At 61.6% G+C, this 16,423-nt stretch carries 10 protein-coding genes; 4 read left to right on the top strand and 6 right to left on the bottom strand.

Features of this window, described 5'->3' with window-relative positions:
* Positions 1–354: 354 nt before the first annotated feature.
* Complete coding sequence (gene putP / locus AO356_RS09025; protein ID WP_060739486.1) at positions 355–1,839, top strand: sodium/proline symporter PutP; 1,485 nt, start codon at positions 355–357, stop codon at positions 1,837–1,839.
* 72 nt (positions 1,840–1,911) lie between these two features.
* On the opposite strand, the gene AO356_RS09020 is transcribed toward putP, so the two are convergent.
* On the bottom strand, positions 1,912–2,409 hold the full coding sequence (locus AO356_RS09020; protein ID WP_060739485.1) for a DUF2165 family protein: 498 nt from the start codon (positions 2,407–2,409) through the stop codon (positions 1,912–1,914).
* Between the two features lie 268 nt (positions 2,410–2,677).
* Between AO356_RS09020 and AO356_RS09015 the strand changes: the two genes are divergently transcribed.
* The 3 genes from AO356_RS09015 (at position 2,678) to AO356_RS09005 (ending at position 6,384) form a co-directional block, all read left to right on the top strand.
* Complete coding sequence (locus AO356_RS09015; protein ID WP_060739484.1) at positions 2,678–4,735, top strand: type VI secretion system tip protein VgrG; 2,058 nt, start codon at positions 2,678–2,680, stop codon at positions 4,733–4,735.
* Complete coding sequence (locus tag AO356_RS09010; RefSeq protein ID WP_060739483.1) at positions 4,732–5,463, top strand: DUF4123 domain-containing protein; 732 nt, start codon at positions 4,732–4,734, stop codon at positions 5,461–5,463. The genes AO356_RS09015 and AO356_RS09010 overlap by 4 nt, the downstream gene beginning before the upstream one ends.
* Positions 5,464–5,544: 81 nt before the next feature.
* Positions 5,545–6,384, top strand: a complete 840-nt coding sequence (locus AO356_RS09005; RefSeq protein ID WP_060739482.1) for a 23S rRNA (adenine(2030)-N(6))-methyltransferase RlmJ — start codon at positions 5,545–5,547, stop codon at positions 6,382–6,384.
* Positions 6,385–6,589: 205 nt separating this feature from the next.
* On the opposite strand, the gene msrA is transcribed toward AO356_RS09005, so the two are convergent.
* The 5 genes from msrA to aceE form a co-directional block, all read right to left on the bottom strand.
* Positions 6,590–7,237 (bottom strand): peptide-methionine (S)-S-oxide reductase MsrA, encoded by a 648-nt coding sequence (msrA, locus tag AO356_RS08995; RefSeq protein ID WP_060739480.1) that lies wholly within the window; start codon positions 7,235–7,237, stop codon positions 6,590–6,592.
* 84 nt (positions 7,238–7,321) lie between these two features.
* Positions 7,322–10,015, bottom strand: a complete 2,694-nt coding sequence (locus AO356_RS08990) for a putative bifunctional diguanylate cyclase/phosphodiesterase (protein WP_060739479.1) — start codon at positions 10,013–10,015, stop codon at positions 7,322–7,324.
* 182 nt (positions 10,016–10,197) lie between these two features.
* Positions 10,198–11,589 carry an alkaline phosphatase D family protein gene (locus AO356_RS08985; RefSeq protein WP_060739478.1) on the bottom strand — a complete coding sequence of 464 codons (1,392 nt, stop codon included), beginning with the start codon at positions 11,587–11,589 and terminating at the stop codon, positions 10,198–10,200.
* Between the two features lie 376 nt (positions 11,590–11,965).
* Positions 11,966–13,606: a dihydrolipoyllysine-residue acetyltransferase gene (gene aceF, locus AO356_RS08980; RefSeq protein WP_060739477.1), complete on the bottom strand. Its 1,641-nt coding sequence runs from the start codon at positions 13,604–13,606 to the stop codon at positions 11,966–11,968.
* Between the two features lie 11 nt (positions 13,607–13,617).
* Complete coding sequence (aceE, locus tag AO356_RS08975) at positions 13,618–16,263, bottom strand: pyruvate dehydrogenase (acetyl-transferring), homodimeric type (RefSeq protein WP_060739476.1); 2,646 nt, start codon at positions 16,261–16,263, stop codon at positions 13,618–13,620.
* Positions 16,264–16,423 lie beyond the last annotated feature (160 nt).

Raw genomic sequence — 16,423 nt, 5'->3', positions numbered from 1 at the left:
CAGGCAGCTCATCCGGAAGCCAGGGCGACCCCGTCAATCCTGCACCGGCTTAGTGCTTTGACTTCTAGTGATGCGCTACGGACTGCACTAAAAGGGAGCAAAAAACGGCGTTTTTGCGATAAAACCGATCAGGTGCAACTTATTCGAGCGAAACTGGTTGCACCTTATTTGATTTGTTGAATAGCATTCGCGGCCAAGGTGCAACCGGCTCCAAGCCGAGGGGCATCGGCTGATGGCTTTCCTGGGGAAACATCAGTCATAAATTCGCGGAACTGCAAATCGTCGCTACAACGTCTGCGTTGTCGGCGCTTCCAACTGCCACCGCACCATAAAAACAAAGCCAGGGCGTAACTCATGAGTGTTAGTAATCCCACCTTGATCACTTTCGTGATCTACATCGCAGCCATGGTCCTGATCGGCCTGATGGCTTACCGCTCCACCAATAACCTTTCCGACTACATCCTGGGCGGTCGCAGCCTGGGCAGCGTGGTCACGGCCTTGTCCGCCGGTGCTTCCGACATGAGCGGTTGGTTGTTGATGGGTTTGCCGGGTGCCATCTATATGTCTGGCCTGTCGGAAAGCTGGATCGCCATCGGCCTGATCGTCGGCGCCTACTTGAACTGGCTGTTCGTGGCCGGTCGCCTGCGGGTACAGACCGAGCACAACGGTGACGCCCTGACCCTGCCGGATTACTTCTCCAGCCGTTTCGAAGACAAGAGCGGCCTGCTGCGGATCATCTCCGCGGTGGTGATCCTGGTGTTCTTCACCATCTACTGTGCTTCCGGCATCGTGGCCGGTGCCCGTCTGTTCGAAAGCACCTTCGGCATGTCCTACGAGACAGCGCTGTGGGCCGGTGCTGCCGCGACCATCGCCTACACCTTCGTTGGCGGTTTCCTGGCCGTGAGCTGGACCGACACCGTGCAAGCGACCCTGATGATCTTCGCGCTGATCCTGACGCCGATCATCGTGCTGCTGGCGACCGGTGGCGTGGACACCACGTTCCTGGCCATCGAAGCGAAAGATCCTTCGTCCTTCGACATGCTGAAAAACACCACCTTCATCGGCATCATCTCGCTGATGGGCTGGGGCCTGGGTTATTTCGGCCAACCGCACATCCTGGCGCGCTTCATGGCGGCGGATTCGGTCAAGTCGATCGCCAATGCCCGTCGCATCTCCATGACCTGGATGATCCTGTGCCTGGGCGGCACCGTGGCGGTGGGCTTCTTCGGTATCGCTTACTTCTCGGCGCACCCCGATGTGGCCGGTCCCGTGACCGAGAACCCAGAGCGCGTGTTCATCGAGCTGGCAAAACTGCTGTTCAACCCATGGATTGCCGGTGTACTGCTGTCGGCCATCCTGGCGGCGGTGATGAGTACCCTGAGCTGCCAGTTGCTGGTGTGCTCCAGCGCCCTGACCGAAGACTTCTACAAGACCTTCCTGCGCAAGAGCGCTTCCCAGCTGGAACTGGTCTGGGTCGGTCGCGCCATGGTGCTGCTGGTGGCCTTGGTCGCCATTGCCCTGGCCGCTAACCCGGAAAACCGCGTACTGGGTCTGGTGAGTTACGCCTGGGCCGGTTTCGGTGCTGCCTTCGGCCCGGTTGTCCTGATCTCCGTCATCTGGAAGAACATGACCCGCAATGGCGCGCTCGCCGGCATTCTGGTGGGTGCAATCACCGTGATCGTCTGGAAGCATTTCGCGCTGCTGGGCCTGTACGAAATCATCCCGGGCTTCATCTTCGCCAGCCTGGCCATCTACCTGGTCAGCAAGATGGGCTCGCCTACCGCGGGTATGCTGCAGCGCTTCGACGCGGCGGAAAAAGATTTTCGTCTGAACCAGTAAGGTCTTCAGTGCGGCTTCGAGCCTGCGGGTGATCCATTGTGGCGAGGGAGCAAGCTCCCTCGCCACTGCCCTCTATCCCTTCATCTCGGCGTCAGGCTGGTTGAGAAAGATCAACACGCCCAGGATCGCCATATAGAACCTGAACGCGGCGTCCTGGCCATTCCAGATTTCTGATTGCCACATCAGAAACCATTCGCCACCAACGACCATGAAGCCAAAGAACCAGACGAAGAAACCGACCGTCAAACCGGCCACGGACCATCGTTTGGCGCGGGCGAACGCCCCGGCCTCGGCTCGGCGTGCCTGCCACAGTTTCACTGCGCCGTAGCCCAAAAGCCCCGACGTCAGCGCTTCGCCGAAGATGATCAGCCAATACGCGCCATGCCACATCCAGGGTTGATCGATGGCGCGATACCGGGAGGCATTGTCGGGAAAGGTGGTGTCCATACTCAGCACGTGCTGGACGAAGTTGAAGTTGGAGCGGTAGTCCGTGACGTTGTTGAATACGGTCAGGAAAGCGAATGCGGCGAGTGCCAGGATCATTGCGATTTTTGCGTAGCGTGTCGTCATGCCATGCGTCCTTTGCTTTTTTGCGACCAGGAGCACGTTATCACGCCCACTCCCGACCAGAGATCGAGCACATTGCAAGAAACGGCTGATTCACGTGTAGGAAGGCTGTGGGTGGCCGCGATGCTTCGAATGTCTATCGGAAAATGCATCACGCTTTGCAGCTTTTAGCTTCTTGGATGTAGGGCAAATCTGTTTTTCTTGACCTCCCATACACGTCCCCTACTGCTCGTGCAGAATCGCCCGCCTCCATTCAGCAGAGGCACATCGGATGTTCCCGCCTGCCAATCCACCGCGTTTCACGCTGACCTTCGACAGCGGGCCGAATGAACTCAGGGTGCTTGAGTTCAAGGGCAAGGAAACCATCAGCCAGCCCTATCGCTTTGACGTGGAACTGGTCAGCGAGCGCTGCGACCTGGTACTGGAAGAACTTCTGCATCGCCAGGCATTCCTGCGGTTCGATGGCCGGGGAGGGGGCGTGCACGGTCAGGTCTATAGCGTAGCCCAAGGCGATTCGGGCAGACGCCTGACCCGTTACCAGGTCAGCCTGGTACCGCGCCTGGCCTACTTGCGCCACCGCACCAACCAGCGGATTTTCCAGCATCTGAGCGTGCCTGATATCGTCGCCCGGGTGCTGAAGGAGCACGGGGTCCTGGAGGGGGCCTTCCAGTTCATTCTCGCAGGGCACTATCCCGAGCGTGAATACTGTGTGCAGTACGCCGAAAGCGACCTGGCGTTCATCGAGCGGATCTGTGCCGAAGTCGGTATCCACTATCACTTTCGGCACCGCCCTGACGGCCATCTGCTGGTGTTCGGTGACGATCAGACCGGGTTCCCCCGCCTGGCCGAATCGACGTTGTACCTGGCGGACAGTGGCATGGCTGCCGACGCGCCGGCCATCAAGCGTTTGGCGGTGCGGCTCCAGACCCGCGCCACGGCCGTAACGTTGCGCGATTACGACTTCCGCAAGCCCGGCCTGTTGTTGCAAACCCACCTCGACAGTCGGCAGTTGCCAGCGCTCGAGGACTATCGCTACCCCGGTGGGTTCTGCGACCGGGGCGATGGCAAGCACCTGGCCCGGCGTGCCCTTGAGCGTCACGGCGCCGATCATCGCGTGGCGCAGGGCAACAGCGATGACAGCGCTTTCGTCAGCGGGCATTTCATGCGTATCGAGGGCCACCCCCGGGAGCAGTGGAACGATCTCTGGCTCCTGACGCATATCGACCATCATGGCCGCCAACCCCAGGTGCTGGAAGAAACAGCCGCCGCCGGCCCGGATGAATTCCAGGGCTACAGAAACACTTTTCTCGCCACGCCATGGGAGGTGTTTTTTCGGCCGCCCCTGCACCCTGAAAAGCCCCGTGCCGACGGTTATCAGTCAGCGGTGGTGACCGGGCCGGTGGACAGCGAGATCCATTGCGATGAGTTCGGGCGGGTCAAGGTGCAACTGGCCTGGGATCGCGACGGCCAGCGCGACGAACATTCCAGTTGCTGGCTGCGAGTGGCCTCGGGTTGGGCCCATGATCACTATGGTGCAGTGCTGATTCCCCGGGTCGGCATGGAAGTTTTGGTGGGGTTCATCGATGGCGACGTGGACAAACCATTGGTGGTGGGTTGCCTGCCCAATGGCGCCAACCCGGTGCCGTTGGACCTGCCGGCGGACAAGACCCGCAGTATTTGGCGCAGCCAGAGCAGTCCCGGTGGGGCAGGCTATAACGAGTTGCGTATCGAGGACCGCAAGGGCGCCGAGGAAATCTACCTGCGGGCCCAGCGCAACTGGACCCAGCACGTGCTGCACGACCAGCGGGTGCAGGTCGATCACGAGCGCAGCATCGTCGTCACCGGTACGGCACGGCACGAACTCAAGGCCGATGAGCAGCGCGTTACCCATGGCCGGCGCCAGGCTGAAGTCCGCCAGGACGATCATCTGCTGGTGGGCGGCGAGCGGCATGTTCGCGTGACCGGCCAGGTCCTGAACGCCAGCCGGCAGTTTCATGTCAGTGCCGGCCAGCAAGTGGTCCTGGAGGCTGGCGCCAGTGTGACCCTCCAGGCTGGCGGTCATTGGATCAACATTGGTGCCGACGGGATTTTCAGCAGCGTGCCGATCGAGGTCGGTGGGGCGCCGATGGCGGTCATGGGGGCGGAGGCGGGTTCGCCGGTCAGCTCCGGGCAGCAGGTCGCTGCGCCGGCCCCTCGGCTTTCCCTGGCGCAAATCCTCAGCTTCCAAGGCTCGGCGCCGTTCTGCGAGGAGTGCGAGCGGTGCAGAAGCGGCGTCTGCGCAGGGCTATCGGTCTTTCACAAAACTGTCGACACACAGGAGCGCCCATGAACAGCGGCCAAACGCCCCGCGCCTGGCTTGAGCACCATCCGTTGCAGGCGTCCGAGCAACTGTTCGCCATTTTCAGCAATGCCAGCAGCGCTGGGGCGTTGGCGGCCTGGCGCCGTTCGATGGCCGCGACACCCACGGCGATCTGGGCCGACACGCCGTACGCCGAGTGGGAAGCGGTCATGCCCTATGTAGGGCTTGTTCGCGCGGACTGTGGGTTTCTTGATTGGATAGCGACCGCCGACTCGCTCGATTGGGGCTGGCTGGCGGTGTCGTGTGCCAGCCAGGAAACCCTTGCCGAGCATTTGCGTGGGGTGACGCAGGTGCTGTTGCCGGGTGGCAAGCCGGTTTTCCTGCGTTTTTGGGATGGGCGCTTCATGGGACCGCTCCTGCAATCGACGGCGGTGGATGGCGGGGAGCTCCTGCCGGTCGTCAATCGTTGCCTGATCAACGGTCAATCCGTTGAGTTAGTCGGAAACGTCCAGCGGCCGGCGCGGACTTTTCCTTGGTGGGAAGTGCCGGTGGCGCTGTTGGACGCCATGACCGAGGTCCCGACGAATTGTCTGGTGGATAACTTGCTCACCTGGCTTGGCCAGGAGCATCCGTCTCTGTACGAGCGCGTTGACCACCGCATCCTGCGGCGCAAGATTGCTCACTTTCTTGAGCGATCGAAGCCGGTTGTCGCGCCAAAGGCGCCCTTGCAGGCGTACTTGCTGCGGGAGCTGGGCTGATCGTGGCGTGTCCGCCGGGCTGCCAACCCCTGACGTTCGGCGCGCTTCAAGGTAAACTCGTCGCCCTTCGCAGGAGCCGCCATGAATTATCGCCACGCCTTCCACGCCGGCAATCACGCCGACGTGTTCAAACACCTGACCTTGACCCGCCTCATCGCGCTGATGTCGCGCAAGGAACAGCCCTTCGCCTACCTCGACACCCACGCGGGCATCGGGCTGTACGACTTGCAGGGTGACCAGGCCAACCGTACCGGTGAGTATCTGGAAGGCATTGCGCGGTTGTGGGGCGAGGGCGACCTGCCGCCATTGACTGCCGATTACATGAAGGTGCTGCATGAGATGAACCCGGACGGGCAACTGCGCTACTACCCGGGCTCGCCGGAACTGGCGCGGCGCCTGACTCGGCCCCAGGACCGTGTGCTGCTCAACGAAAAACACCCTGAAGACGGTGTGTTGCTCAAGGACAACATGAAAGGCGACCGTCGCGTGGCGGTGCACCTGGGTGAAGGCTGGCATGTGCCGCGGGCGTTGCTGCCGGTGGCCGAAAAGCGTGCCTTGATGCTGATCGATCCGCCCTTCGAGCAGCTTGACGAGATGCAGCGCTGCGCCGCCTCGCTCAAGGAGGCCATTGGCCGGATGCGCCAGACGGTGGCGGCCATCTGGTACCCGGTGAAGGACCAGCGGATGTTGCGCCGCTTCTACCAGGACCTGGCCGGCACGGGAGCGCCGAAGCTGTTGCGCGTGGAGCTGCTGGTGCACCCACTGGCGACGCCCAACAGCCTGAACGGCTCCGGCCTGGCGATTGCCAATCCGCCGTGGGGGCTGGAAGAGGAGTTGCGTGAGCTGCTGCCGTGGCTGTCGAAAAAGCTGGGGCAGACCCAGGGCGGGTGGCAGATGGATTGGTTGATCGCTGAGAGCTGAGTTGTGGTGCGCCTGGAAGGGCGCTATCGCGAGCAGGCTCGCTCCCATTTTGTTCACAGAACTGCAACTGACAAAAATCACTGTGGGAGCTGAGCTTGCTCGCGATGGTATCGCCTTGGCCTATCAGATGCACCGAGGTGTTTGCATCGCGGGCAAGCCTTGCTCCCACAAGCTCAGCTCCCACACCGGCTCTGGGGTGTAAAGGTCAGATCGGGCAGGTCACGCCGGTCCCGCCAATCCCGCAATAGCCTTCCGGGTTTTTCGCCAGGTACTGCTGGTGATAGGTCTCGGCGAAATAGAACGTCGGTGCTTCTTCGATTTCGGTGGTGATGGTGCCTTTGCCGGCCTTGGTCAACTCAGCCTGGAAGACTTGCTCGCTGTGTTTGGCCGCCGCCAGTTGGTCCGGGTTGGTGGCATAGATCACCGAACGGTACTGGGTGCCGATGTCGTTCCCCTGGCGCATGCCCTGGGTCGGGTTGTGCAGTTCCCAGAACATCTTCAGAAGCTGTTCGTAGCTGACTTTCGCAGGCTCGTAGACCACCAGCACCACTTCGCTGTGGCCGGTAAGGCCCGAGCAGACTTCTTCGTACGTCGGGTTCGGGGTGAAACCACCGGCGTAACCCACCGCGGTACTGACCACGCCTTCGCGCTGCCAGAACTTGCGTTCCGCGCCCCAGAAGCAGCCGAGGCCGAAGATCGCGAAATCCACGTCCATGGCAAACGGGCCCAGCAGGGGCGCGTCGAGGACGAAGTGTTTGTCCGGCACGGTCATCGGGGTTTCACGGCCAGGCAGGGCTTGTTCTTGAGTAGGAAGCACGTTTTTATTCACCAGGATTTCCGAGCGCAAGACCATTATCAGTCCTCTCAGTCAGATTGAATTGAGCGAAGTAGACCGTCAGTGTGCCTCAGAAAAGCCGCCGCAAGCTATACGCAGCTGTCAGACCAGAGGCCCGCGCGGGTAGCGCTTGAGCTTTTCGATCAGCTCCGCGCCGGGGATGGGACGGTCGAACAGGTAGCCCTGGCCGACGTCGCAGCGGTGACGCCGCAGGAACGTCAGTTGCTGGGCGGTTTCGATGCCTTCGGCCACGACCTTGAGTTTCAGGTTGTGAGCCATGGCGATCACCGCCGAGGTGATTTCCATGTCGTCCTGGTTGTCCGGGATCTCATGGATGAAGCTGCGATCGATCTTGATGATGTCGATCGGGAATTTTTTCAGGTAGCTCAGGGATGAGTACCCGGTGCCGAAGTCGTCCATGGCCAGGGTCAGCCCCAGGCGCTTGAGCTGGTCGAGCTGCAAGTGGGTGTCTTCGGTGGCTTCCAGCAGCAGGCCTTCGGTCAACTCCAGTTCCAGCAGGCGGGCCGGCAGTTGTTCCTCCTTGAGGATGCTGGCGATGGAGGCCACCAGGTCCGGGTCGGAGAACTGCTTGGGCGACAGGTTGATCGCCACTTGCAGGTTGCCCAGGCCGGCCGCGGTCAGCTGTTTGCTCATCCGGCAGGCCTGGCGGGCGATCCATTTGCCGATGGGGATGATCAGGCCGGTTTCTTCGGCCACGCTGATGAACTGGTCCGGGCGGATCATGCCCTTTTCCGGATGGTTCCAGCGCAGCAGTGCCTCCATGCCCAGCAGACGGCCGCTGCGCAGGCACAGCTTGGGCTGGTAGAACACGTCCAATTCGTTCTGGGTCAAGGCGCGACGCAGGTTGTTTTCGACGAACAGCTTGTAGCTGGCCTCGGCATTCAGCGCCTCGGTGAACACCTGGACCTGATGCTTGCCGTTGGCCTTGGCCTTGTGCAGGGCGAGACCGGCGTTGCGCATCAGGGTCTGCGGATCACGGCCGTGCAGCGGCGCGCAGGCCAGGCCCACGGAGCCGGTCACGCTGATCAACTGGTTGTCGACGAACATCGGTTTGTCGAGGGTCATCAGCAATTGGCTGGCAATCTGCTGCCCGGCCTCCAGGCTCGTGTCGTCCAGCAGCACGGCGAACTCGTTACTGGCGAAGCGCGCCAGGCTGCCGCTGGGGCTCAGGCTGTTGCGCAGGCGCCGGGCCAGGCTGATCAGCAGCTTGTCACCGGTCTGGTGGCCGAGGCTGTCGTTGATGCGCTTGAAGTTGTCGATGTCCACCAGCAGCAGGCTGATGGGCGAGTCGCTGTCCCGGGCAAAGCGCTCATCGAGGTTGCGAATGAACGCCGGGCGGTTGCCCAGGTTGGTCAGGTTGTCGGTGTAGGCCAGGCGCTCGATGCGCTGCTGGGCCAGTTTAGTCTGGGTGATGTCTTCGTAGATGCCGATGTAGTGGGTCAGCTCGCGGTTGTCGCCGTAGACCTTGGAGATCGACAACTGGCCCCAGTAGGGCTCCAGGTTCTTGCGCCGGCTCTTGAACTCGCCCTGCCAACTGTTGCTCTGGGCCAGCGCCGAGGGCGCGTCGAACAGCAGCTCGCTGAGGTTCTCCAGGGCCGGCAGTTCCGAGAGGCGTTGGCCGTGGACTTCCTCGGTGGTGTACTGGGTGATCGCGGTGAAGCTTGGGTTGACGTACTCCACCACACCGTCGCAATTGACCAGCAGGAACGCGTTGGCGCTTTGCTCCACGGCGCGCTGGAACAGGTGCAGGGCACTGGTGGCGGTGCGGCGGTTGTGGTTGTTGATGACCTGGGCGAATTGGTCCGCCAGTTCGCCGGCAAAGGCGATCTCATCCGACTGCCAGGCGCGGGTGGCCCCCACTTGTTCCAGGCACAGCACGCCCACCACTTGGCCGTCGATGCGCACGCTGGCGTCGAGGATGGCGTTGACGTCGCGGGCGCGCAGGCTCTCGGCCATTTCCCGGGTGCGCGGGTCGCGCATCGCATTGTGGGCGTCGATGGCGCGACAGGTCTGCAGCGCCTCCATGTAGTCGGGAAACTCGCTGGCGTCGATGACCGCCGGCAGGAAGTATTCCTGGGAGGCGCGGTTGTAGGCGGAAATCGGCACCAGTTTGCCGTCGTCCAGGTTCCAGATACTGGCGCAGTCGATCTGGTAGATGTCGCAGGCGCTGCGGGTGATGAGTTCGGCCGCTTCGAGCAGGGAGTTGTTGGCGCTGTAGCGTTGGCGGGTCAATAGCAGGATGAGGTCTTGTTGGGCGCGTACCCGGTCCAGGTGCTGGAGCTGCTCTTGCTGGGCGCGCTGGTTCAGTTCCAGGGCGATCTGCAGGCGCGAGTTCTGGGTTTCCAGGTCCAGGGCCGGCAGGGAGGGTTCGCTTTGCAGCAAATTGTCCACCACCAGCAGGTAACCGCGCAGCAGATGACGATTGTGCTGTCTGTAGGCTTCGCCCGTCTCCAGCACATTCATCGGGCCCTTGGCGGTATGGAGCGTGTAGCGAATCTGGTAATGCGCGGCCTGGGCCAGTTGCTGCTGGATGGCGTCGTGCAATTGATAGCGCGCTTCGGGTTCCATCAGGCTGGCGTAGGGCGAGCTGACCAGCGAGCACAGTTCTACCGCCGGCAGGCCGAAGTGTCGCTCGCAGTTGGGATCGAGAAACAACAGCGCCCAGCTAGCTTCATTCAGCCGTTCGAAACGCAGCATACCGAGCCGCGCGGGCACCGGTAACTGCGTCACTACCTCGGCCGCCATACGGCTGGCGGCATCGGGTTGGCTTTTCATGGGGAAACTCGCTTCGAAAATGCTGATCGCGCCGGGCTGACGCCCTCGTTATTACGGATTGGCGCAAGGTTGCATCATTGCGGCACTGGCTGACAAGAGAGATGAAGGCCAAGTGCTATAAACCTTTTATCGGCCGACAAAGGGATTTCTCCAGTCGCCAGCCGATCAGAGGGCATGGAAGTTCATCGCAGCGCAATATCGATCGTCTGCAAGGGCTCGCCGTCACGGTCGTGGAAGGTGACGTGAAGGCTCTGCGCCGTGACCTGCAGGCGGGCGAAGTTGTCCTGGCTCACCACTTCGCTGGTCAGTTCATAGCGGTACTCACCGCTGTCCGTGCGGGCCATGGGCTTGTGGAAAATAAAATCCGCGGCTTTTGCAAAAGGCAGCAATTTGCTGTTGTAGAACGGCGAGGAAACGACGGTGTTGACCTCGAAATCAGGATCCTGCGTGTGACGCAGGCGGCTGGTCATGGAACCGTGGACGTCGCCCGAGATGAACACCACGTTTTTGATCCGATGGCGGCGGATGGTTTCCAACAGGCGCAGGCGTTGTTCCGGGAAGGCCTGCCAGGCATCGCCGTCATTGCGCTGGCGGTCAGGGAAAAACATCACGCTGGTGACGACGAGCTTGACCCGGGCGGGGCTGTTGACGAGCCATTCGAGCAGGGATTGTTCCTGTTCCGCGTCGAGGATGCGCCGATCGTCCGCCGACAGGTTGCGTTGCGTCCGGCTGTCGGTGACGAACCAGTGGATATCGCCATGGGCAAAGGTGTACCAGTAGCGGGTCAGCGGCTTGTTCAATGTTCCGTCGCTCGACAGTTCATGGGCGGGCCCATGGCTGGCCTGGTAAAGCCCATAAGCGCTCATGGCATTGGCATACAGGACGTCGTCGTGGCCGGTTTTCCTGGCGGGCCAGTTGTCTTCGATTTCATGGTCGTCGAGGATCATGTAGGTCGGCGTGCCAGACATCAGCTTGCTGATGTGCGGCTGGGTAAATACCGTTCGGTATCTGAAGAGAATGTGTTTATAGCTTCGGTCCGGGCCGATGATATTCAAGTCATCGAGATAAACCTGGTCTCCGGTCATCAACACCGCGCTGATCGGCGGGTCGGCCTGTTCGACGATGCGATTGATGCCGGCAAAGGTGCGATCCCCCAGGCTGGGAAGTAACGGGGTGCTGGCGGCGATCCGCAAGTAGCGACATGAGCCCACGATATAAGCCCGTGGCGTATCGGGTTTGTCGGCCGGCGTGTGCAAGCAATAGGTGTTCCGAGGCCATTGCAGTGGCAGTTCCTGGATGGTTTCCACGGTATGGGTCGGGCTCAAGGGGCTGAGCCAGCCGGCCTGGTATTCGTAGGCGGTGTCGGGTTGAAGGTCTTTCAGCACGATGACATCGGACATGTCGCGGTAGGCCTTCAATTGGACAAAGTGCCCTTTTGACCAGCGCGTGTCCCCTCGGCGCCGGTGTCGGATACCGGCGAATACCCGGTTGTTGCCGTGATCGCCCCGCAGGAATATCCGGGCGTGGTCAGTGGTCGTGTGCCCGACAATGGGGCCGACGGTAGGTTTGAACATATTCGAATCCATTCGAAGTTTTAGACGGTGGGTGCCAGCATCAAGTGGCCTTGGCGGTGTTGATGCTAAAGCCCGGCGCGCCATAAATATCGACGGGGAAGGGGGCGCAAGTTGTGGGTAATGACCAACAGGTGGTGTAGTCATTTAAAACTTGCTGGGTAGGAAATACCGCTATCGCGAGCAAGCTCGCTCCCACAGGAACACCGCAAATCCACTGTGGGAGCGAGCTTGCTCGCGATGAGGCCGCCACATCCATGCACATGGCTTGAATGCCAGGCAAAAAAAAGCCCCGCCAAACGGACGGGGTTGAGGTACGAGCGTGGCGCTCGGAAAACGGTGTTCCGAATGGCCCTCCCCAAGGGAGGGCCGCCCGGTGTTACAGCAGGATGGTGCGGATGTCGCCCAGCAAGTCGCTCAAGCGCTTGGTGAAGCGTGCAGCGGCGGCGCCGTTGATCACACGGTGATCGTAGGACAGCGACAGTGGCAGCATCAGCTTCGGCTGGAAGGCCTTACCGTCCCAGACTGGCTGGATGGTGGCCTTGGAAACACCCAGGATCGCCACTTCCGGCGCGTTGACGATCGGCGTGAAGCCGGTGCCGCCAATGTGGCCGAGGCTGGAGATGGTGAAGCAAGCGCCCTGCATGTCGTCGGCGGTGAGCTTCTTGTTCCGGGCTTTTTCGGCCAGGGCAGCGGCTTCGCCAGCCAGTTGCAGCAAGCTCTTCTGGTCGACGTTGCGGATGACCGGTACCAGCAGGCCTTCCGGGGTGTCGACGGCAAAGCCGATGTGCACGTATTTCTTGCGGATCACAGCCTTGCCGCTTGGGGCCAGGGAGCTGTTGAAGTCCGGCAGTTCCTTGAGCAGGTGCGCACAAGCCTTGAGCAACAGTGGCAGCACGGTCAGCTTCACGCCGGCCTTTTCCGCCACGGCTTTCTGCGCGACGCGGAAAGCTTCCAGCTCGGTGATGTCGGCCTGGTCGAACTGAGTCACGTGCGGAATGTTCAACCAGCTACGGTGCAGGCTCGACGCGCCGATCTGCATCAGGCGAGTCATGGCCACTTCTTCGGTTTCACCGAAGCGGCTGAAGTCCACTGCCGGGATCGGCGGGATGCCCGCGCCGCCAGTGGCGCCTTCGGCCGGTGCGTTCTTGGCCTTCTGCATCATGGCCTTGACGTAGGCTTGCACGTCTTCCTTGAGCACACGACCGTGCGGGCCGCTTGGGCCAACGGCCGACAGCTCGACACCGAATTCCCGGGCCAGCTGACGCACCGCCGGGCCGGCGTGCACCTTGGCACCGCTTGGCGCAGGCGCCGCGGCGACAGGAGCAGGCGCTGCTTCGGCCTTGGCGGCAGGCGCGGCGGCAGGCGCTGGAGCTGCTTCAGCCTTGGCGGCAGGTGCAGCGGCCGGGGCTGGCGCGGCTGGTGCCGAGGCACCCGCCACTTTGAGCTTCAGGATCAGGTCGCCGGTGCCGACTTCGTCTTCCAGCTTGATCTCGACGCTTTCCACCACACCGGCGGCCGGCGACGGGATTTCCATGCTGGCCTTGTCGGATTCCAGGGTGATCAGCGACTGGTCGGCTTCGACGGTGTCGCCGACCTTGACCAGCACTTCGATGATCTTGGCCTTGCCCGACGAACCGATGTCCGGGACGTGAATGTCCTGGACCGTGGCCGCGGCAGGGGCGGCTGCCGGAGCGGGAGCCGCTTCGGCAGCTGGTGCGGCGGCAGGCTTTTCAGCCGCGGCCGGGGCAGCAGCGGGAGCGGCCGCTTCAGGCGCCGCAGCGGCGCCCTCGACTTCCAGTTCCAGCAGTTCGTCGCCTTCTTTCAGGCGGTCGCCCAGCTTCACTTTCAGGCTCTTGATGACACCGGCCTTCGGCGCAGGCACTTCCATGCTGGCCTTGTCCGATTCAAGCGTCAGGATGCTCTGGTCGGCTTCGATACGGTCGCCGACCTTCACAAACAGTTCAATTACTTCACCTTCACCGCTGCCGATGTCAGGTACGCGAATGAGTTCGCTCACGAAAATTCTCCTCAGCAGTCCAGTGGGTTGCGTTTTTCCGGATCGATGCCGAACTTGGCGATGGCTTCGGCCACCACTTTAGGTTCGATATCGCCACGGTCAGCCAGGGCTTCCAGGGCTGCCAACACAACGAACTTACGGTCGACTTCGAAGAAGTGACGCAGCTTCTTGCGACTGTCGCTACGGCCGAAACCGTCGGTGCCCAGCACTTTGAATTCCTTGGAAGGAACCCACTGGCGGATCTGCTCGGCGAACAGCTTCATGTAGTCGGTAGAGGCGATGACCGGACCTTTGCGGCCGTTCAGGCACTCTTCGACGTAGCTCAGCTTTGGCTTCTGGCCAGGGTGCAGGCGGTTGCTGCGCTCTACGGCCAGGCCGTCGCGACGCAGTTCGTTGAAGCTGGTGACGCTCCAGACGTCGGCGCCGACGTTGAACTCTTCACGCAGGATCTTCGCTGCCTCGCGCACTTCGCGCAGGATGGTGCCCGAGCCCATCAACTGGACGTGGTGCGCCGCTTCGCGGGTGTCTTCCTCGAGCAGGTACATGCCCTTGACGATGCCTGCCTCGACACCGGCCGGCATGGCTGGCTGCTGGTAGGACTCGTTCATCACGGTGATGTAGTAGAAGACGTCCTGTTGCTCTTCGGTCATCTTCTTCATGCCGTCCTGGATGATCACCGCCAGCTCGTAGCCGTAGGTCGGATCATAGGTGCGGCAGTTCGGGATGGTCCCGGCCAGCATGTGGCTGTGGCCGTCTTCGTGCTGCAGGCCTTCGCCGTTCAGCGTGGTGCGGCCGGCGGTGCCGCCGATCAGGAAACCACGGGTACGGCTGTCGCCAGCGGCCCAGGCCAGGTCGCCAATACGCTGGAAGCCGAACATCGAGTAGAAGATGTAGAACGGCAGCATCGGCTGGTTGTGGCTGGAGTACGAAGTACCGGCGGCAATGAAGGAGCTCATGGCGCCCGCTTCGTTGATGCCTTCTTCGAGGATCTGGCCCTTCTTGTCTTCGCGGTAGAACATCACCTGGTCTTTATCGACTGGCTCGTAGAGCTGGCCGACGGACGAGTAGATGCCCAACTGACGGAACATGCCTTCCATACCGAAGGTACGGGCTTCGTCCGGGATGATCGGGACGATGCGCTGGCCGATTTCCTTGTCCTTGACCAATTGCGCGAGGATCCGCACGAAGGCCATGGTGGTGGAGATTTCACGGTCGCCCGAACCGTCCAGGATCGCCTTGAGGGTCTCCAGTGGCGGGGTCGGGACGCTGAAGCTCTTGGCGCGGCGCTGGGGCACGAAACCGCCCAGTGCGGCACGGCGCTCGGCCAGGTAACGGGCTTCGGCGCTGCCTTCTTCGGGCTTGAAGAACGGCAGGTTTTCCAGCTCGCTGTCCTTGACCGGAATGTCGAAGCGGTCGCGGAACAACTTCAGGCTGTCGACATCGACTTTCTTGGTGTTGTGCGCAGTGTTCTTCGCTTCGCCGGCACCGGTGCCATAACCCTTGATGGTCTTGGCCAGGATGACGGTCGGCTGTTCTTTGTGATTGACCGCCTGGTGATACGCCGCGTAGACCTTGTACGGGTCGTGGCCGCCACGGTTGAGTTTCCAGATCTCGTCGTCGGACAGATCGGCAACCATGGCCTTGAGTTCAGGCGAGTTGAAGAAGTGCTCGCGGACGAACGCGCCGTCCTTGGCCTTGTAGTTCTGGTACTCGCCGTCGATGACTTCGTCCATGCGGCGTTGCAGGATGCCGTCGACGTCCTTGGCCAGCAGTGGGTCCCAGAAGCGGCCCCAGATGACTTTGTTGACGTTCCACTGGGCACCACGGAACACGCCTTCGAGTTCCTGGATGATCTTGGCGTTGCCGCGAACCGGGCCGTCGAGGCGCTGCAGGTTGCAGTTGATGACGAAGATCAGGTTGTCCAGCTTCTCGCGGCCGGCCAGGGAGATCGCGCCCAGGGATTCCGGCTCGTCGCACTCGCCGTCGCCCATGAAGCACCAGACTTTCTGCTTGCCTGGCTGGATGAAACCGCGGGCTTCCAGGTACTTCATGAAGCGCGCCTGGTAGATCGCCTGGATCGGGCCCAGGCCCATGGACACGGTCGGGAACTGCCAGAAGTCCGGCATCAGCCAAGGGTGCGGGTACGAGGACAGGCCGTTGCCGTCCACTTCCTGGCGGAAGTTGTTCATCTGGTCTTCGGTGATGCGGCCTTCCATGAACGCACGGGCGTAGACGCCTGGCGATGCGTGACCCTGGAAGTAGATCAGGTCGCCGCCGTGTTCGTCGGTCGGGGCCTGGAAGAAGTAGTTGAAGCCGATGTCATACAGCGTCGCGCTGGAGGCGAAGCTGGAGATGTGACCGCCCAGGTCAGAATCTTTCAGGTTGGTACGCATGACCATGGCCAACGCGTTCCAGCGTACCAGCGAGCGAATGCGGCGTTCCATGAACAGGTCGCCAGGCATGCGTGCTTCGTGGGTAACGGGGATCGTGTTGCGGTACGGCGTGGTGATGGCGTAGGGCAGTTGCGAGCCGCTGCGGGTCGCGAGTTCGCCCATACGGGTCATCAGATAATGAGCACGGTCTTCGCCTTCTTTGTCGAGAACCGATTCCAGGGCGTCCAGCCATTCCTGGGTTTCGACGGGATCGAGGTCTTGCATGGCTTGCTCCAGGGCGGAAAGGCTACCAGAATCGGTTGCCTGAGTTTGCGACTGGCCTTGTGGGCAGACGATATAAATTCTTGGATTGCCGAAGGTTGTTTCGGCGGCGTGTAGTTTTACTACAAATCGTCGGCCGTTTCAGCCTTTCGAATGTATAGAC

This window comes from Pseudomonas fluorescens (assembly GCF_001307275.1).
Taxonomy (GTDB): Bacteria; Pseudomonadota; Gammaproteobacteria; order Pseudomonadales; family Pseudomonadaceae; genus Aquipseudomonas; species Aquipseudomonas fluorescens_AA.
The sequence above is the reverse complement of the archived record's forward strand: the minus strand, read 5'-3'. Positions and strand labels throughout refer to the sequence as shown.